General features: G+C 40.2%; 16 protein-coding genes and 2 pseudogenes. 13 read left to right on the forward strand and 5 right to left on the reverse strand.

Annotation, left to right across the window (positions count from 1 at the left end; all coding sequences use genetic code 11):
• The first annotated feature begins 394 nt into the window (after window positions 1-394).
• Both JCM19043_RS09260 and JCM19043_RS09265 read left to right on the forward strand, forming a co-directional pair.
• On the forward strand, window positions 395-1,147 hold the full coding sequence (locus JCM19043_RS09260; protein WP_062321954.1) for a SurA N-terminal domain-containing protein: 753 nt from the start codon (window positions 395-397) through the stop codon (window positions 1,145-1,147).
• Between the two features lie 252 nt (window positions 1,148-1,399).
• The gene (locus tag JCM19043_RS09265; RefSeq protein ID WP_062321956.1) at window positions 1,400-2,158 is read left to right on the forward strand and encodes a SurA N-terminal domain-containing protein; all 759 of its coding nucleotides are present in this window, start codon (window positions 1,400-1,402) and stop codon (window positions 2,156-2,158) included.
• Window positions 2,159-2,297: 139 nt separating this feature from the next.
• Here JCM19043_RS09265 and JCM19043_RS09270 read toward each other — a convergent pair whose 3' ends face one another.
• The 3 genes from JCM19043_RS09270 to JCM19043_RS09280 all read right to left on the reverse strand — a co-directional run bounded on the left by JCM19043_RS09270 (window position 2,298) and on the right by JCM19043_RS09280 (window position 6,079).
• A complete protein-coding gene (locus tag JCM19043_RS09270; protein ID WP_062321958.1) occupies window positions 2,298-3,332 on the reverse strand; it encodes an aromatic acid exporter family protein in 1,035 nt (344 codons plus the stop codon).
• 111 nt (window positions 3,333-3,443) lie between these two features.
• Complete coding sequence (locus JCM19043_RS09275; protein WP_062321960.1) at window positions 3,444-5,480, reverse strand: penicillin-binding transpeptidase domain-containing protein; 2,037 nt, start codon at window positions 5,478-5,480, stop codon at window positions 3,444-3,446.
• A 5-nt stretch (window positions 5,481-5,485) separates the two neighbouring features.
• The gene (locus JCM19043_RS09280; RefSeq protein ID WP_062321962.1) at window positions 5,486-6,079 is read right to left on the reverse strand and encodes a class D sortase; all 594 of its coding nucleotides are present in this window, start codon (window positions 6,077-6,079) and stop codon (window positions 5,486-5,488) included.
• A 180-nt stretch (window positions 6,080-6,259) separates the two neighbouring features.
• Here JCM19043_RS09280 and JCM19043_RS09285 point away from each other — a divergent pair, with 180 nt between their 5' ends.
• Window positions 6,260-6,772, forward strand: a complete 513-nt coding sequence (locus JCM19043_RS09285) for a VanZ family protein (RefSeq protein ID WP_231631479.1) — start codon at window positions 6,260-6,262, stop codon at window positions 6,770-6,772.
• A 22-nt stretch (window positions 6,773-6,794) separates the two neighbouring features.
• Here JCM19043_RS09285 and JCM19043_RS09290 read toward each other — a convergent pair whose 3' ends face one another.
• Window positions 6,795-7,427 (reverse strand): YigZ family protein, encoded by a 633-nt coding sequence (locus JCM19043_RS09290; RefSeq protein WP_062321965.1) that lies wholly within the window; start codon window positions 7,425-7,427, stop codon window positions 6,795-6,797.
• 154 nt (window positions 7,428-7,581) lie between these two features.
• Here JCM19043_RS09290 and JCM19043_RS09295 point away from each other — a divergent pair, with 154 nt between their 5' ends.
• The 7 genes and pseudogenes from JCM19043_RS09295 (at window position 7,582) to JCM19043_RS09315 (ending at window position 13,557) form a co-directional block, all read left to right on the forward strand.
• Window positions 7,582-9,309 carry a sensor histidine kinase gene (locus JCM19043_RS09295; protein WP_062321967.1) on the forward strand — a complete coding sequence of 576 codons (1,728 nt, stop codon included), beginning with the start codon at window positions 7,582-7,584 and terminating at the stop codon, window positions 9,307-9,309.
• 4 nt (window positions 9,310-9,313) lie between these two features.
• Window positions 9,314-9,454 (forward strand): hypothetical protein, encoded by a 141-nt coding sequence (locus tag JCM19043_RS17610; RefSeq protein WP_231631480.1) that lies wholly within the window; start codon window positions 9,314-9,316, stop codon window positions 9,452-9,454.
• A 44-nt stretch (window positions 9,455-9,498) separates the two neighbouring features.
• Entirely contained in the window at window positions 9,499-9,981 is a 483-nt protein-coding gene (locus tag JCM19043_RS17615; RefSeq protein WP_231631481.1) for a response regulator, read from the forward strand.
• Window positions 9,968-10,081 (forward strand): AraC family transcriptional regulator, encoded by a 114-nt coding sequence (locus JCM19043_RS17620; RefSeq protein WP_231631482.1) that lies wholly within the window; start codon window positions 9,968-9,970, stop codon window positions 10,079-10,081. Before JCM19043_RS17615 ends, JCM19043_RS17620 begins: the two co-directional genes overlap by 14 nt.
• Window positions 10,082-10,194: 113 nt before the next feature.
• Window positions 10,195-11,511: an extracellular solute-binding protein gene (locus JCM19043_RS09305; protein ID WP_062321969.1), complete on the forward strand. Its 1,317-nt coding sequence runs from the start codon at window positions 10,195-10,197 to the stop codon at window positions 11,509-11,511.
• Window positions 11,512-11,811: 300 nt separating this feature from the next.
• Window positions 11,812-12,693 (forward strand): carbohydrate ABC transporter permease, encoded by an 882-nt coding sequence (locus tag JCM19043_RS09310; RefSeq protein WP_062321971.1) that lies wholly within the window; start codon window positions 11,812-11,814, stop codon window positions 12,691-12,693.
• 34 nt (window positions 12,694-12,727) lie between these two features.
• Window positions 12,728-13,557 (forward strand): annotated as a pseudogene (locus JCM19043_RS09315) (carbohydrate ABC transporter permease).
• Window positions 13,558-13,803: 246 nt separating this feature from the next.
• Here JCM19043_RS09315 and JCM19043_RS09320 read toward each other — a convergent pair.
• Window positions 13,804-14,433: a YesL family protein gene (locus JCM19043_RS09320; protein ID WP_062321973.1), complete on the reverse strand. Its 630-nt coding sequence runs from the start codon at window positions 14,431-14,433 to the stop codon at window positions 13,804-13,806.
• A 242-nt stretch (window positions 14,434-14,675) separates the two neighbouring features.
• On the opposite strand from JCM19043_RS09320, the gene JCM19043_RS09325 reads away from it, so the two are divergent.
• From JCM19043_RS09325 to JCM19043_RS09335, 3 genes and pseudogenes are all read left to right on the forward strand, one after another.
• Window positions 14,676-15,848, forward strand: a complete 1,173-nt coding sequence (locus JCM19043_RS09325) for a sensor histidine kinase (RefSeq protein ID WP_062321974.1) — start codon at window positions 14,676-14,678, stop codon at window positions 15,846-15,848.
• A 261-nt stretch (window positions 15,849-16,109) separates the two neighbouring features.
• Window positions 16,110-16,783, forward strand: a pseudogene (locus JCM19043_RS17625) (response regulator).
• 374 nt (window positions 16,784-17,157) lie between these two features.
• A complete protein-coding gene (locus JCM19043_RS09335; protein ID WP_062321976.1) occupies window positions 17,158-18,000 on the forward strand; it encodes a DegV family protein in 843 nt (280 codons plus the stop codon).
• Window positions 18,001-18,129: the final 129 nt, after the last annotated feature.

Below are 18,129 nucleotides of genomic sequence, written 5' to 3' on the forward strand. Positions count from 1 at the left end.
TTCACCCTCTCTTTGTTTTGTGTCGGTCACTGTTATTGCTTTAATTATACCATGCAGAATATATGTTTGTCACTTCAAAAATATTCAAAACAAGCGATTCATCCCCCACCTAGTGCTAACGCACTTGAGGAAGGTGTCTTCTCGCCCTAAAACGATAAATTTACCACACTTGAATTAATCTCTGCGCAAAATTGGCAAGACATTACGGTTTTAAAAGCGATGCATGCCTAATCTACTCAAATCTATTAGAAAACGGACTGACACAACGGTGCGTTTTCTTTTTTGTTCTTTTTCTTATGTAAATCGCTTGCTAAAGCAGATGAAAACGTGTTCTAATAGACAAAGTGATGTGTGGAAAAGTCATCATAAATTTATTTAAAGGAATGGTTAATAGATGTTAAAGAAACAGTTACGTGTACTTTTAGGATTACTGGTATTTAGTTTACTCCTCGTCGCGTGTAGTGAAGACGGAGAAGAAAATACAGCACCTGATGAATCAGATGCGCCTATTGAAGAAACAGACGATACAACAGAAGATACAGAGCGCGAACCACTTGATGTTAATGTGTCTGATGAGGAGACAGTAGACGCTTCAACTGTCGTTCTTGTTATTAATGGTGAAGAAGTCAATGGTGAGACATATAACGACACATATTTCAATACGAAGCGCTACATGATGCAAAACAATCAAGATGTCAGTGATATAGAACTGATTAAAGAACAAACCTTAACAACGCTTAAAAGCTACACGTTGCTGAGACAAGATGCCGAAGAAAGAGGCATTGAAGTCACAGACCAAGATGTAACCGATGCATTAGATGAAACAAAAGCACAATTTGAATCAGATGAAGAATATGAAACGGCGTTAACACAACTAGCGTATACAGAAGAAAGCTTTAAACAGTCACTTGAAGAACAACTGCTTCAACAAATGTATATGGATCAGGTTATTGAAACAGAAGCTGTCACAGAAGAAGAGATTACAGAATTTTATGGTCTACTAGAAGAACAATTAGATGACACCCCTCCGCTTGAAGAAGTGCGAGATCAAATTGTCACCCAAATTGAACAAAGTAAAATGCAACAAGCGTTTCTCGCTCAAATTGAAGAACTCAATGAACAGGCAGAGATTGAACAAAATATATAAAATATACGCTATGGACACCTTTTGGAGCGATGACTTCAAAGGGTGTTTTTATATAACCTCGAGAGTAGTATAAAAGTGAACGTATTAGCCAGTGAAACGAACTAGCGAAATGACAATGAAGTAACAAGGCGATGTAAAAAGTGTGTATTTATCATGAACACGGTTGAATGAGTGTTCAGACTATGTTGTAATGGGTCACATAGAAAGCGTGAGTCGTGCTCACAATTCATTATAAAAGGATGGGTTTAACAGATGAAAAAGACATTACAACTATTTTTAGGATTATTACTTACTACAACCGTGCTCGTGGCATGCGGCAATGAAAGCGCAGAAGAGGAGACACCAGAGGAAGAACCGAATCAAGAAGCGACTGACAATGAGGACACGTCAAATGATTCATCAGAAGAAACACCGGCGCTAGACCTTGATGTATCGGATGATGAAACAGTTGCCGATGATCAAGTCGTGTTAGAAGTGAATGGTGAAGAAGTTTTAGGTGACGCGTATAATACAGCGTACGTTGATACAAAACGTTACTTACTACAAAATAACCAAGATGCCTCTGACAAAGATATGTTAAAAGAACAAACCCTTCAAACCTTGCAAAGTAACACGCTTGTCAAACAAGATGCCAAAGAACAAGGGATTACCATTACGGATGATGATGTAGCTGCTGCACTTGAAGAGACAAAAAGTCAATTTGAGACAGAAGAAGCCTATCAACAAGCGTTAAACCAATTAGCCTATACAGAAGAAAGTTTTAAAGTGTCACTACAAACGCAACTATTACAACAACAATATCTTGAGGACGCCATTGAAGTTGAATCAGTGACAGATGAAGAAGTTGAAGAGTATTACAACTTAGTAAAAGAACAATCAGATGATGTCCCACCGCTAGAAGACGTGAAAGAACAAATCGTCGCCCAGCTTGAACAAACAAAAGTCCAACAAGCCTTCCAAGCAAAAGTGACGTCATTAATGGAAGAAGCAGAGATTAACGAAAATATTTAAACGAACGACCTCAGTTCGATCAAGCATGTATCTAACAAATCAATATCAACAAAAAAGGCAACCAAGATCTCTCACTGTTCTTGGTTGCCTTTTTAGCTTATTTTAATATAAAGCCAATAAGTAACAGCATAAGCATAATCTATGTGCTAAGGGCATCTTCTGACTCTTCTAAAGTGAAATAATAAACCATGAGTTCCGTTAACTGAATCAACTCATATAAAACGACCGTTTCAGCATGTAAGTAATCGACAAGCGTGACTTCACGTTTAGCGCTTTGACTGAAGGTGTGATTCAATGTTTTTAAATGTTGTTCTAATTGATTAAGGTCAAAGTGATCAGGGTCATGTAATACGGCACTGAGTTCATCAACAATCTGTGTCACCGTTTGATGTGTCGGTTCATCCCATTCGACTTCAGTGTGTAAGGGCATGGTTAAATTCCCGATATGATAATGCATGCGTTTGACCATATGTAGTTGTTTTAATTCAATATCAATGTTGGCTTTCTTTTTATATAGCTGTGTATGATAGCGAGATTCTTTTTGTTGGTCAAGTATAAGTGATTCAACTTTCAGCAAGCGTTCTTGAAAGGTATCGAACACTTTTTTTGACTGGGCTTGGATATCGTCTAGCTCATGATGGCGAAGACTATTGGCAAAGACACCAAGGTCAACGCTCGCGAGTTTTAAGACATCATCCATCGTTGTATTGATTTGTTTTAAGTAATTAGGCGGTAATACGATAAAATTGACGAGCGTCGAGACAGATAATCCAATCGTTGTGGTGAGTAACCGAACAAAAAAAGCATCAACAGGGCTTCCTTCAATCACATATACCATCGCAACAGACGTTAAGGTGGCGACAAGTAAGCCATCAAATAATTTTAATTTATAACAAGTCACAATCGTAAATAGTGTTGCTAAGGCATACGCCAGCGGTGAAATATGAAACAAATAAAAAAAGCTAGCCGCATAAAAAGAGCCAATGGCTGAAGCTGGAAACCGAACCAAGCCTTTTTGGATGGAGTCTTGAACCGTCGGTTCAATCGTGACAATCGCGGTCATAACCGCAAAGACTGCCGGAATATTGAGCCACTGACAGATAAAGGCCGTAATAAAAACAGCTACACTTGTTTTTAAAATTCGTCGACCAAAGAATGTTTTTAATAGTTGCATCTCTGTCACCTCCTTATTTTTCTCTTGTTGACTCATAAATGTATCTAGGCGTTATTTCATGACCTATGTATGAAGAGGGAAAGCTACCAGTAACCGGTAGGCTTTCTGTTATTAATTGACGAGTGCTTCAAATGCTTGTCTAACTTTTTCGGCTGGATAGCGGCTACCACCTTTTGATTCAACGCTTTCGATCATCATCGTGATCAAATAACGCGACTCGTCGTCATAACCGACAAACCATCCGTTTTCTTGTTTGTTTTCATCGGACGCCGATTGTTTTAATTCAGCTGTCCCTGTCTTTCCACTTAAAGTGACAGTATCAGACTTAGCAATCGTTGCCGTTCCGTTTTGCACCACATCATATAATGCCTGTCTTAAAGCAGTCACATCAGCTTCAGAGATGACGTGTTCAGTTAAAATCTCTGAAGTTTCGCCTTTTAGTAAGATAGGTGTCATCATATTCCCATTGTGAAACAGGGGCGTATACATCATCGCTAAATGATGACTACTCACTAACACTTGTCCTTGCCCGTAACCAGTATCGGCCAGTAAGACATCATTTGAAAGAGTCTCATCATTCGCAACTTGACTCTGTCTAATCGGATAGCTAAAGGTATACGCATCATTGTTAAAACCGAAGAGCTGACTTGTTGTTAAAAAGTTCTCAGCACCAATATTTAGCGCTTGTCTGGCAAAATAAATATTATCACTTCTGACGAGCGCATCATGTAAATCGACCGGTCCATCACTTAGTGAAACGCGTCTCACTTCATAGTTACCGAAAGACGGTTGGTTATACGTATAGCCATCAATGTCTAACGTATCGGTCGGTGTAAAGCTACCGGTGTGTAAACCAATCATTGCTGTGACCGGTTTAAAAACAGAGCCGGGACTGTACGTACTTTGAAATCTGTTTAAGAGTGGTGTCAGTGGGTCATTATTTAGCCCATCATACACTTCCTGTGACATCCCTTCAGTAAATAAGGTAGGGTCAAATGACGGATATGAGACGAGTGCTAATGTTTCGCTCGTTTTTGGGTCGATTATCGTCGCATGACCTGCATCACCCTCAACAAATTGATTAAATAGAGTGGATTGGACTTTACGGTCAATCGTTAAATGAATATCTTCACCGTCCACAGGATCTTGTTCAACAATACCAGTGCGATTGCCGTTATTATCAACGACGAGACGAATCCCGTCCTCGCCACGGAGTTGTTCTTCAAAGATATATTCAATGCCGCGTTTACCTATCATATCACCGTCGGAATAAATCCCGTCTTCATCATTTTCTAAGTCTTCCGCGGTGACCGTCCCAACATAACCAACGAGATGACTCATGGTCTCACCCTCAGGATAGACTCGGCCATAACTAGCCGTTGATAATACACTCGGGATTTCATTGAGTTGGGCTAGTTTTTCTTCTTCTGTCACGGATACGCGCTTCAGTGGAATAAATAGGCCATCTTGAACCCATGACTGTGATAAAGTATGTTCAATTTGGTCAACGGTCATATCAAGCGCCTTACTAATAAACTCAATTTCTGTCGCCCGGTCGACAAATCGTCCGGTATCAACCCCAATTTCGCGCATTTCACCGTTTACGGCTAATGCTTCACCGTTTCGGTCAAAGATGTTCCCGCGGATCGGTTCGGTGACGATTTGTTTAATCTCACCACCGTCTTTAAGTGGAGGAATAATTAAACCTTTATCCCAAATGATCTGATAATGCGTGACTTGTTCAGTGTCATCAATCGTCTCAATAACAGGGGTTAATGTGATAGCGGTATCAAATGAATAGTCACCAACAAGGGTGTTTTGGGTTATGGTTAACGTATAGGTGTAGTCATTCGTATCAACGACATACTCATCACGATCAGGATCGCGGTCAAGCTGTGGTTCATCGGTGATGCTGACGGCAACGTCTGTTGTTCCGAGTGCGTCGTAAGCTGTTTCGTATTGTTCAGTCAAGGTGCTGGCATCGTCACTGGCTAAGACAAGTGACTGCATCGCGTTAAAATCTAACCTTTCCCACGCCTCAACATATGCGTTTAAGTCATCTTTTGGATCTTTTGGTTCAATCGTCTCTTCTGAACACGCGATTAAACTAAATAAACTGATACATAGTATAACAACTAATTTTCTCATCGCTTTCACTCCTCTTGTTGTTCAACGGGTTTGGCGTAAATGATGTAGCGGTCAGGTGCATTTCCAACATAGCCAAAAGGATAACACGTTGAAATCACGAGTTCTTCCTCGGTCAGTTGAGGATTTATAATCGTTCGGTCATCAGCATCAACAATTTTACTTGAGACCATTTCATATTCAAAAGTGCCGTAAGGCAACTCAACGGAAATAATGTCACCGACTTCCACTTCACCAAGACGGGTAAAGACCGTATCCCGGTGCCCTGAAAAAAGAATCTGACTATTGTCGCCTGGATATTTCGTTGACGCGTAGTGACCAACGCCTTTTTCTAATTCTTCTGGGTCAGTGCCTTCCACAATCGGAATCGATGCCCCTATTTTATCAATGCCAAGTAAACCAACCGTTTCACCCGTTTCTGGGTTAAATGTTTGGCGTAAGACTTCTCGGTCTTCAACCGGTGTTTCGCGTGATTTAGCCAATAATTCATGCGCTTCACTGGTTGCTTGTCGTTCCTTTTGAATCGTTGACACGTATTGAAACGCCCCAACACCGAATAAGATGAGCCCGGTGACTAACACGAGCCATGCTAATTTTCTCATTCTCTGTCATCTCCTTTATTTCGCTCACCTTAGGTGAGTCAGTTATGTTAAACTAACGACATATGTAGTAGCGCATAAAATTATGATGCGCCAATAAAAGTCATATTACCAGTATAGCAAATATCTCACCCTCACTGCACTATAAGTACTTAAAATTATCCAAAGAAAGTAGGTGGCTGCTTGCCAACTCAATATAGTAAGATTCGTATGAAGCAATTATTCATCTGGTCCATGCCCGTGATATGGATGGGCATCATTTTTTCATTTTCTGCCACACCGTATGAACGCCAAGATCTAAAACCCGCGCTAAGTGAACGGTTTGACTTAGCAGTGATTGAACCGTTTGTTGACAACATCACCTTTACCTATCACAACTCCGTGATAAGTGTCGCGAGCCTTGGGATTGAAAGTTTTGTTGAATTTTTCATCCGTAAGGGGGCGCATGTGTTTGTTTTCTTTACGCTCACACTGCTTTTCATTTATGCGTTTAAGAAGACAACAAACCTGGACCGTCACTTAATCTATCTTTTTAGTTATTTGTTGTCGGTTATCTATGCCGGGTTTGATGAATGGCACCAAAGCTTAACCCCGAACAGAACGCCGTATATTGGCGATGTGTTTTTAGATAGTCTGGGCAGCTTATTGGCAGTAATCACTATCGCCACGTTCGCGTTTTTAAGAAAAAGACGCTAACAACAAAAGCCTATAGAGGTCCCTAGACAGGGACGTCAATATAGGCTTTTGTTGTTTCAATGATTTCGGCTTGGTCACTCGTTAAGTTAACAAGCCACTGTTTACACGTCTCAACGTCATCTGTTTCAACCGCTAAGTGGACGGTTACATGTTCTAAATAATCAATCGACTCTAAGATATAAGATGTTTGTCTTACGTCGTTTTCTAACTTACCAAGTAACGGATAATCAATGGTCACATCTAATTTTTGTACTTGTTTACGACAGACGACACCGGCTGCGTCAATCGCTTCTTTGGCACTCGTTGAGTAAGCCCGGATCAGGCCACCTGCGCCGAGTTTGATCCCGCCAAAATAACGCGTCACCACAATACACGTGTCTTTAAGTTCACGTTTTTTAATCACTTCTAATATCGGCACCCCGGCGGTTCCTGACGGTTCTCCGTCATCCATCGCTTTTTGAATCTGATCATGTTCTCCGATCATGTAAGCGGAACAGTTATGGTTCGCTTGTGGGTGGTCTTTTTTTATCTCGGCGATAAAGTCTTTCGCTGCTGCTTCTGTTTCGCAGCGCTTGGCGTGTGCGATAAAGCGTGATTTTTGAATCTCAATCTCGGTTTGTCCAAAGGGTTGAATGGTATAATATTTTTTTAACATGCTGTCACCTCGTTCTTTTATTATACAAAGACAGGGCGAGTAGGTAAACCTTGGGAGTTAGTTTAATGGATAGACAAACAACGCATGCGCTGATAAGATAGAGAAGTCTTTATATGTAAGCGGTTTATCGAAAAGATTAGACAGGGGGGATACAATGTCACGGTTTAGACAGTGGAACACGTTACGCAATCAATTATTAGCGGTCTTTTTGCTGGCAATGATGATTGTCTTATTGATCGTCGGTGGCATCATTTTTAAACAAGTAAGCGATACCTTAACCGATAATGCTGAAAGGCAAATCGACCAAACGGCTAAAGAAACAATGGCCCGATATGACGGTCTGATAGAACAAATCAATTTAGTCAGTAAACAAATCTTAACCAATGACTTTGTTCAAGATGTGTTATTTGACCAAAAGGCTGGACGATTTCCAGCGTTCACAGAGCGTCAACGACTGTCTAGTGTGGTGAGCCGGATTCAAGCAAACGCCGACGGTTTTTACCGGGTGGACATTTACACACCAGACTATGTCAATCTTATTCCACTTGATGGGCCACATTTGGATGAACAAGTGTCGATTGACGTGATACGAGAGGTCGATGACCTTAAGGGGGAGCTTGTGTTTATCGGTGAGGACCCAACGGACAGTAATTATTATTTATTTATGCGCCGAATCAGTTTACTTGATGGGCAATTTGAAAATGGAGGCTATATGCTCATCCGGATGATGCGCACATATTTTAGACCACTCATCACCGCGGACAATCATTACACAGTCGTTAGAGCCCCGAATAACTTAGTTATAGGCACGTCTAACCGAGAGGGATTAGATGAGTTGCTTAAAACAGAAGGCGAGGCGGCGTTTCAAGATGATTATGTCGTTCAAACGGAAACCTCAGGTGAGACAGGCTTTAGTGTCACGATGTTAACACCGATTGAACGCTTGACCGAAGATACGTCTTTTCTACTGTCAATCATTCTAATGAGCGGTACGGTCGGGGTTATGGTGTTCTTTATCTTTTCATTTGGCCTTTCAACCTATATCACAAAACCAATCATGACCTTGACTCAAGCGATGAAGAAAACCCATGTCGGTTTGTTGTCGCAATCACCAAGCAGTGTGTCATCGATTGAAATCAATCAATTAAATAGCACCTATAACCAACTTGTAGAAGAAACGAATTATTTAATTAAGATGGTCTATGAAAAAGAACTCGTTAAAAGTCAGACCGAATTAAAAGCGCTACAAGCTCAAATTCAACCACACTTCTTATTCAATACCTTAAACGCCTTATATTGGTCACTTGATGAAAAAGGAGAGGAAGAACTGGCGGATATGGTGATGAGTATGTCGAATCTGTTCCGCTATACGATTGCTAAAAAAGACGGTGATGAATGGGTCAGTATTAAACAGGAGGTCAATCACCTCACTGACTATATGACGGTGATGAAGATGCGCTTTGGTGACCGGTTCCGTTTTAAGACGGAGATTGATGAGGCGTTATTATCACTAGATATACCAAAGTTATTGATTCAACCGTTTATTGAAAATGCGGTCATGCATGGTTTAAATGAAAAAGCAACCGATGGAATCGTGACACTCTCGATGACTAAAATCAACGATGATTTAGTCATTGCGGTGAAAGATAATGGACTCGGGATGACCGATGTACGACTACGTGAAGTACAAGCATCCCTTAAACATGGCTTTACTTTAAACACAGAAGGTGCCGGGATGGCGTTAGCTAATATTAAACACCGGTTAGAACTTTATTACAACAAAGAAGCCGCTCGGAGTTTAACGATTCACTCAACTAAAGGTAAAGGGACGACGATCACGTTTACCTTACCAATCAAACATAATCGTGATAAAGGGGAGTAAACAGATGGAAGAAAAAACTTTGGTTATTGTTGACGATGAGCCGCGGGCACGGGAAGGGATTAAACGGACGTTGACACGTCACTTTGAAGGGGCACATACGCTTGTCTGTTTTGAAACAGCAAAAGAAGCAGAGGCTATATACTGAGTCACCCGGTCCACTTACTTATTACTGATATTGAAATGCGCGAGATGAACGGTTTAGAACTCATCCAAGCCCTAAAACAGCAACAACAAGAACCGGCGGTCATTATCGTCAGTGCCTACTCTGACTTTAATTACGCCAAAGAAGCTTTAAGACTAAATGTCGTGAACTACATTGTAAAACCGGTTAGTAAAGAAGAACTGATTCAAACAGTGGACCAAGCCTTAATTGATCAAGAAAAACAAGCGAAACAAACGCTGATTGAAAGTTATGTCGATGAATCGATTGTCAGATTAAATGAGGAGAAACACCGGTTTAGTCGTTCAATCAAAGAAGCGATGGACTATATTGATACGCACTTCAGTGAAGCACTCACATTAAAAGTCGTCGCCAGTGTTGTGCATCTTAATCCAAGCTATTTAAGTACACTATTTAAAGATGAACTAAAAATATCTTTCGTTGAGTATTTAACCCGCGTGAGTCCAACAAGCCAAACGCTTGCTTCTGACGACCGATATGAACGTGACTGAAATCGCTGAAGCGGTCGGCTATCAAACACCGAAATACTTTAATAAAGTGTTCCGAGAATTTGAAGAGACGACACCTGGTGCTTACCGGAAGAGTATGTAAACGCTTTCTAAAAATAGTGGACTTTTCGCTATAACTTACTCCCTTACGGATTGATACACCCCATGATAAATTAGTAACTGTAAGACAAACCAAATTCCTTAGGGGGTAAAAAAATGATGTTGAAGAAAAAATTCTTAATGCTCGTGGCACTCTTATTCACTGTATTGGCACTAGTTGCGTGTGGTGGTGACGATGAAGCATCAGATGGCGGTGCGACAGATAGTAATGATGCGTCTAGTGGAGATGAGGTTGTGATTGACTTTATGCACCTCTGGCCAGAAGGTAGCTCGAAACAACACAACATGATCGTTCAAACAATTGTCGATGAGTTTGAAGCAGAAAACGCCGGCGTGACCGTTGAGATGGAAATCTTAGGTAACGAACAGTACAAAGAAAAGTTAAGCGTATTAGGTTCAAGTAATGACTTACCTGATGTCGGTATGACTTGGGGTGGCGGTTTCTTAGACCCTTATGTAAGCGGCAACATGTTTGCTGATTTGACAGACATCATCTCAGATTCCTTTGTTCCTGGTACGACAGAAGCTTATGCGGTAGACGGCGCAACATATGGTTTACCACTTGAGTTAAACATTACACCTGTTTATTACAACAAAGCGATCTTTGAAGAACACGGTGTCGACGTACCAACAACGTTAGAAGAAATGAAAACAGCTATTTCTACATTGTCTGACGCTGGTGTGACCCCAATTACACTCGGTAACCGTGATGCTTGGACTGGTTCTATGTGGTACATGTATCTAGCTGACCGTATTGGTGGACCAACGGTCATTACTGATGCGATCAATGGTGACATTAGCTTTACAGATGAGGCATTAGTACAAGCCGCTGAAGAAATTCAAAACCTTGTCGATATGGATGCCTTCATCAATGGTACGAACGGTTTAGGTAACGATGAAGCGAAGGGTTACTTCATTAACGAACAAGCCGCGATGTACTTAATGGCGACGTGGGACTTACCAGAATGGACAACAAATGAAGATAACCCACAAGCATTCAGAGATTCAATTGGCTACTTCAAGTTCCCAACAGTTGAAGGTGGAGCAGGTGATATTAATAGCTACGTCGGTGGTCCTGGTGTTGGTCTATTCGTAGCTGAAAACTCAGATGTGAAAGACGAAGCGAAAGCATTTGTTGAATACTTCGTTGAACGTTGGGGCGAAATGTCCGTTCAAAACGCAGGCGTGATTCCAGCAACAGCGGTTGACACGGCAGAACTTGACTTACCACAAATGTACATTGATATTTTAAACGACTTAAACGAAGCGTCTAACTTAACCTTGTATGCTGATGTGCAAATGTCAGCTGCAGCGGCAGATGTGCACTTAAACATGATCCAAGCGCTCTTCATGGGTGAAGTCACACCTGAAGAGTTTGCCGAAAATCATGAAGAAGCCCTTCGGGCGGAATAACAAGTCATTAAATGAGCGCTCACTTCAAAGGTTAAACATCATGAAGCGCGATATAAGAGAGTCAATAATTAACGTAAGTTTAAGTGAACGACACGAGGGGCAAATACGGCCCCTTGTGTGATTCACCAATGACGGATAATCGTTATATCCGACTAAAAAGATGTTATTAATAGAGAATAAAAATGAAACATAAAACATTATCAGGATAAACAAAAACACTCTAGACGTATGAGCGATCCATTCATTTGCTAACGTCAACTTACATCAATAGAACCGATACAAACGAAGGGAGTTGTTACTATGGATAAAGTGATGTCCAATAAGAAAGTCATTGCCTTATATGTGTTACCATCACTCATTCTACTCGCAGGGCTTGTCTACATTCCTATCTTTCTAACCGGCTATTACGGTTTAATGGATTGGAACGGGGTTGGACCGATGACCTTTATTGGTCTTGATAACTATATCGAACTGTTATCAGATGATACGTTTTGGTATAGTGCCCGTAATTCATTTTTCCTTGCCTTCTTCTCAACCGCGGCACTCATTGTCTACCTTGCGGTATCCTTAGTCTTATCAGCGAAGATTAAAGGGCGAGAAACTTTAAGAAAGATTTACCTCATTCCGATGTTATTATCATCGGTTGCGATTGCGCAGTTGTGGATTAAAATTTATGACCCGAATAACGGGATGTTAAACAGTTTACTAACGACTCTTGGTGTCGAGTCGCCTCCAGCTTGGCTCGCAGAACGCGGGACGGTATTAATCGCGATCTTTATTGCGATTGTGTGGCAATATGCCGGCTTTTATATCATCATTTATAGTGCGGCCTTAAAAGGGATTCCAGCCTCACTTATTGAAGCGGCTGAAATTGACGGGGCCACGCCACTTCAGATTGCTTATAAAATTAAAGTCCCACTTATTTCAGGTGTGATTAAAACAACGATCGTGTTAGCGATTGTTGGATCACTGAAATACTTCGATTTAATTTACGTGATGACCGGCGGTGGACCAAACGGTGCCAGTGAAGTAATTGCTTCCTATATGTACAAACAAGCCTTTGGTATTAAAAACTTTGGTTATGGCAGTGCGATTGGTTTTGCTTTACTGATTCTCGCACTAGCGACAACCTTTGTGATTCAAAAATTAACGGCATCAAAAAATGACAATATTCAATATTAAGAAGGGAGTTAAGACATATGGCAGACACTAACAAATCGTCATCAAGAAAATTAGGCATGAGCTACTGTATGCGGTCCTCGGCTTGATGCTGTGTTTCAAATTTATCCGCTCGTCTGGCTCTTCTTCTTCTCATTGAAAGGAAACTCAGAGATTTTCGGGCGTTCACCCTTTGCTTTACCGGAAGATTGGTTATTTGAAAACTATGCGCGGGTATGGTTTGACGGTAATATCAGTCAATACTTCTTTAACAGTGTCTTCATCACCGCAACATCCGTGATTCTTACGGTTATTCTCGCAAGTTTTGTGACCTTTGCGATTACCCGGATGAAGTGGAAGTTAAGTGGACCGGTTCTATTACTCTTTATGGTAGGATATATGATTCCGATTCACTCAACACTCGTGCCACTGTTTCAGTTTTATCGTGAACTCAATTTAATTGATAACCCGTTATCGATTATCTTAGCGTACACCGCTTATAATATGCCGTTAACGATTATGATTCTGATGGGCTTTTATCGTACGTTACCACGTGAGATTGAAGAAGCAGCGGTTATGGATGGTTGTTCGATTCACCGGATGTTTTTCCAAATTATCTTACCGATGACTAAACCGGTGATGTCAACGACGATCATTATCAACATGATTTATAACTGGAATGAATTCGTCTTTGTGAATACGTTCATCTCATCAGATAAATACAAAACATTAACGGTTGGAATTCAAAACTTTATCGGACAGTACTTAACCGATTGGGGTGCGATTGGCGCCACACTGATGATCAGTATTATTCCAATCTTAATCGCCTTCTTCTTCTTAAGTAACAGAATTGTGGAAGGGATTGCGGCTGGTTCAGTGAAAGGCTAATCGCGACAGTTCAATCAATAAAAGAAGTGACTGAATCCTCAATTAAAACGAATGAACCATGATTCATACACACCTTAATCAGCTCTCGGTCTTATGATCGAGAGTTTTCTTTATCTAAAAACCATAAAATAAGCACGTGAATAAAACGATTAAGGAAGAAACCTAACCTAAACTTTATCTATTCTTTGTAGAGAATTAGCAGAATGAAGAAAGAAAAGAATAGAGGAAGACAAAAACCACCTTGCTTCAAGATTCAGAAGCAGGGTGGTTTGTTGCTTGTTGATGGATGGTATCAAAAATATGTTGGGTAATGGACGAGACCAGTAAAGCAATAAATGAACCACCAAAGAAGAATAGAAGACCAGGCACAAACGTCATTAAATAAAGGCTCATCGCAATAGAAATCACCATCAGTAACGTTTGGATCGGGTGAATCAACATAATAAGAAACGCTTGTTTGATCGTCTGAAAGAATGGCCAGTCAAAATGAACATAGACTGGGAAAAGATAGAGTAAGGTTAAACTAGAAAAGATTAAAAATAAATAGATGGGAATATGGATAAGAGTCGAATCAAGTGCCTCAATTTCCTGAATATATACGATATCCACTACACCAATGACGATGATTACTGTTGTAAGTAAACCGTAACCGAGACTTCTAACGACGTTGGCTTTAAAGTGTAACCAAAATGTTTGAAATAACGGTAGCGAAATATCTTCTCTTATAAATGACCTAATTGTCGCAAACATCGCGACCGTGGCAGGAAAAAAGCCAAAGACGAATAGTCCGAGTGCGGTGAACAATAGCCACAAGATATTTAAAAAGGCGAGTTTACTGACCCAGTCAACGACACGCATCAGTTTGTCATGTGTCACCTCTTGATCCCTCCTTTAAAGAACTACTTCTATTATACAAGTTTAGAACGCGTCAAAAAAGGCAATCATTATTGGTAGAAAGTCTCTTAAGTTTAGATGCTGTTTACCATTCTAATAGGCGAATAGCGTTCTGCATGATACAATGATAGTAAAGGTGTCATGTCAAGAGAAGAGACAGGATTAAAAGATGTGTGATTATCACACAAACCTAATCATGGATAATACATTAGGGAGTTTATATAATGAAAAAAAATCACAATAAACATGCCTCACATAAAAAACATGCGCGCGCAGATTTAAAAGGATTAGACGATATTATTGATGAAATGGTTGAAGCTGTCCATAATAGTAAAGATGAAATATATAATATTACTGAACAAGCACGTCTAGAGTATGAAACTTTAACAGAAAAAATCGCGCAATTACGTGAAGAGATTGAGAATATCATTAAGGAAAGTGACTTATTAGAACGTAAAGAACGTGTCGCAAGACAACGCTTGGCTAAAGTAAGCGAAAACTTTAGTATGTATTCTGAACAAGAAATTCAAGAAGTGTATGAAACAGCCCATAACTTACAAGTTGAATACCGGATGAAACAAGAACGTGAACAGACGCTTAGAAAAGAACGTGATGATATCGAGCGTAGGTTACGAACGATCGACGAGACGATTGAACGAGCGGAATCGCTTGTAGGAAAAGTATCGATTGTCTTGAATTATTTAACCGATGACTTTAAAGAGATCACCTCGCTCATTAAAGATGCGAAAGAAAAACAAATGTTTGGACTAAAAATCATTGAAGCCCAAGAAGAAGAACGTCGACGCATCTCTCGCGAGATTCATGATGGCCCGGCACAAATGCTCGCAAATGTCTTAATTCGGGCGGACATAGTCGACCGGACGTACCGAGAACGTAGTCCAGAAGAAGCGCTCGTTGAAATTAAATCGATGCGAAAAATGGTGCGCCAATCGTTATATGAGGTCCGCCGGATTATTTACGATCTCCGCCCAATGGCTCTTGACGACTTAGGACTGGTGCCAACGATTAGAAAGTATCTTCAAACAATCGGTGAGTATCACGATATAGAGATCCACTTCCAGGAACAATCCAATCAAGAGCGCTTAGAAGAAAAATATGAAGTGGCGATCTTCCGGTTGACACAAGAAGCCGTTCAAAATGCGATTAAACATGCGGAAGCTTCAGAGATTGATGTAAAACTCATTGTGACAAATAACCGGGTGAATGTATCGGTCAAAGATGATGGTAAAGGCTTTACCTTAGGTGAAACAAAGAGTCAGTCCTTCGGACTGATTGGGATGCGTGAGCGGGTCGATATGCTGGAAGGCACACTCGAACTTACGTCGAAACCAGGAAAAGGGACACATGTTTTTATTAATATTCCTTTAACAAACTGAGTCATTTTCATTAAAATTTGATTAAAACCAACTAAAGGTATAGGTATTTTCCAAGTTTTTTAGTATAATAAGTGTTGTTTAGTAGAAATGAATGAAACTTTTTTAACTATTTATTCGACATATACAGTGATATGTGGTTTTCATCACCGTTCTGTCAATAAAACAAGTACGTTAGTCGCAACTTGTGTTAGAATAGTACGACCACGTCAAACAAACCTAAACCTATGAATTATGCACAGAGAATATTAGGAGGACAAAACTATGAGTACAAAAATCGTATTAATTGATGATCACGTCTTATTTAGAGAAGGTATACGCCGTATTTTAGATTTTGAAAATGATTTTGAAGTTGTCGCAGAAGGTAGTGACGGAGAAAATGCTATGAGTTTGGTCGATACATATCAACCAGATGTTGTCTTAATGGATATCAATATGGAACATGTGAATGGTGTTGAAGCAACGAAACAACTCGTAGAAAAATACCCACAATTAAAAGTCATCATTCTGTCTATTCATGATGATGAAAATTATGTCACTCACGCCTTAAAATCAGGTGCCCAAGGTACTTACTAAAAGATATGGATTCTGAATCACTCGTTCAAGCGATTAAGATTGTCTCAGACGGTGGGGCTTACTTGCACCCGAAAGTGACCCACAACTTAGTCAAAGAATTTAAACGAATGAGTGAAGAAGAACATAAAGGCTTCCAACAAGTTGAATACCGTAAACCACTTCACCTACTTACACGTCGTGAGTGTGAAGTGTTACAACTTTTAGCGGACGGTAAGAGTAACCGTGGGATCTCTGAAGCGCTCTTCATCAGTGAAAAAACAGTGAAGAATCACGTCAGCAATATCTTACAAAAAATGAATGTGAATGACCGGACCCAAGCGGTAGTCACCGCCATTAAAAATGGCTGGGTAGAAGTTTTATAATTAACGTCAAATCACCAACAACCACTAAGGATAGAGAGCTAACGACTCGATACTTAGTGGTTGTTTTCTTGTAGAATAGGCTCATACCTCATTTAACTAAGTATTAGGGCTTTCTATTTTTTATGAAAAACGTTAGAATAGAATGGAGTTTCTTTTTATCTTGTGTTGATGTTCGTCGTCACATTGTGTCGTGCTTGTCTTTGTTCGTCTTATAGATAAATGAAAGCAACGAGAGCACAGAAGGTAATGACAGATAAAAAGATAAATCAATCATAATAGGATTAAGACAGTATCAAAAACGACTATAATAAAAAAGTAATAGCTAAAAAGAAATAATAAAAACAACTAAGCTAGTGATAGAGAGGTTCGATAATATGACAGTCGCAATAATGACAGATAGTACCGCCTATATACCGAAGGAAATACGAGAAGAATACGATATTTATATGATTCCTTTAACCGTCACAGTTGACGGGTCGTCTTACCAAGAAGAAGTCGATCTAACCGCATCAGAATTCTACGAATTAGTAAGAGAAGAAAAAGTTTTACCAAAGACATCTCAGCCAGCGATTGGACTGATGGTTGATTTACTTGAACAACTAAAAAATGATTATGACGCGGTTGTCTCGATCCACTTATCAAGTGGCATTAGCGGGACGTATCAATCGATGCAAACAGCGGGTAGTATGGTAGAGGGACTAGATACATATGTATTTGATTCAGAAGTAAGTTGTATGGCCCAAGGCTTTTATGTGTTAGAAGCTGCCAAACTCGCTCAAAAAGACGCCTCACCAGAAGAAATTTTAGACCGACTACAAACCGTGAAACAATCCTTACGTGCTTACTTTGTTGTGGATGATTTAAATCACCTACACCGTGGTGGTCGCTTAAATGGTGCCCAGGCACTTGTCGGTAGTGTCTTGCAAGTAAAACCGATCCTGCATTTCTCTGAGACGAAAATTGTTCCCTTTGAAAAGATTCGCACCCAAAAGAAAGCCTTTAAACGCTTGATTGAATTAATTGATGAAGATGCACGTACTGGCGTCCCCATTCGCGCGACCGTCATTCATGCGAATTGCCCTGAAACGGCCGAACAATTGATGCGTGAACTAAAAGAACGCTACCACAATGTTGAGTTAACATTAAGCTACTTCGGACCGGTGATTGGTACGCACTTAGGTGAGGGGTCGATTGGTCTTGGTTGGTATAAACTCTAAGACTTTTTAATCGGCTCGTCCAGTAACGATAAAGACAAAAAATATTTCACTCTCAGAAGGCAAGGCGTTTTAGTTTTTTCTGACGGTAAACATAAAAAACAGACCGTAAAGACCTAGGCAGATGTAAAA

This window comes from Halolactibacillus sp. JCM 19043, assembly GCF_001310395.1.
Lineage (GTDB): Bacteria > Bacillota > Bacilli > Bacillales > Amphibacillaceae > Halolactibacillus > Halolactibacillus miurensis.

Bases quoted from the DNA above. Each gene is read 5' to 3' on its own strand.
- JCM19043_RS09335 (WP_062321976.1), top strand. From the start codon at position 17,158: ATGACAGTCGCAATAATGACAGATAGTACCGCCTATATACCGAAGGAA.
- JCM19043_RS17610 (WP_231631480.1), top strand. From the start codon at position 9,314: ATGGAAGAAAAAACTTTGGTTATTGTTGACGATGAGCCGCGGGCACGG.
- JCM19043_RS09275 (WP_062321960.1), bottom strand. From the start codon at position 5,480: ATGAGAAAATTAGTTGTTATACTATGTATCAGTTTATTTAGTTTAATC.
- JCM19043_RS17620 (WP_231631482.1), top strand. From the start codon at position 9,968: ATGAACGTGACTGAAATCGCTGAAGCGGTCGGCTATCAAACACCGAAA.
- JCM19043_RS09290 (WP_062321965.1), bottom strand. From the start codon at position 7,427: ATGTTAAAAAAATATTATACCATTCAACCCTTTGGACAAACCGAGATT.
- JCM19043_RS09295 (WP_062321967.1), top strand. From the start codon at position 7,582: ATGTCACGGTTTAGACAGTGGAACACGTTACGCAATCAATTATTAGCG.
- JCM19043_RS09260 (WP_062321954.1), top strand. From the start codon at position 395: ATGTTAAAGAAACAGTTACGTGTACTTTTAGGATTACTGGTATTTAGT.
- JCM19043_RS17615 (WP_231631481.1), top strand. From the start codon at position 9,499: ATGAACGGTTTAGAACTCATCCAAGCCCTAAAACAGCAACAACAAGAA.
- JCM19043_RS09265 (WP_062321956.1), top strand. From the start codon at position 1,400: ATGAAAAAGACATTACAACTATTTTTAGGATTATTACTTACTACAACC.
- JCM19043_RS09310 (WP_062321971.1), top strand. From the start codon at position 11,812: ATGGATAAAGTGATGTCCAATAAGAAAGTCATTGCCTTATATGTGTTA.
- JCM19043_RS09305 (WP_062321969.1), top strand. From the start codon at position 10,195: ATGATGTTGAAGAAAAAATTCTTAATGCTCGTGGCACTCTTATTCACT.
- JCM19043_RS09325 (WP_062321974.1), top strand. From the start codon at position 14,676: ATGAAAAAAAATCACAATAAACATGCCTCACATAAAAAACATGCGCGC.
- JCM19043_RS09270 (WP_062321958.1), bottom strand. From the start codon at position 3,332: ATGCAACTATTAAAAACATTCTTTGGTCGACGAATTTTAAAAACAAGT.
- JCM19043_RS09280 (WP_062321962.1), bottom strand. From the start codon at position 6,079: ATGAGAAAATTAGCATGGCTCGTGTTAGTCACCGGGCTCATCTTATTC.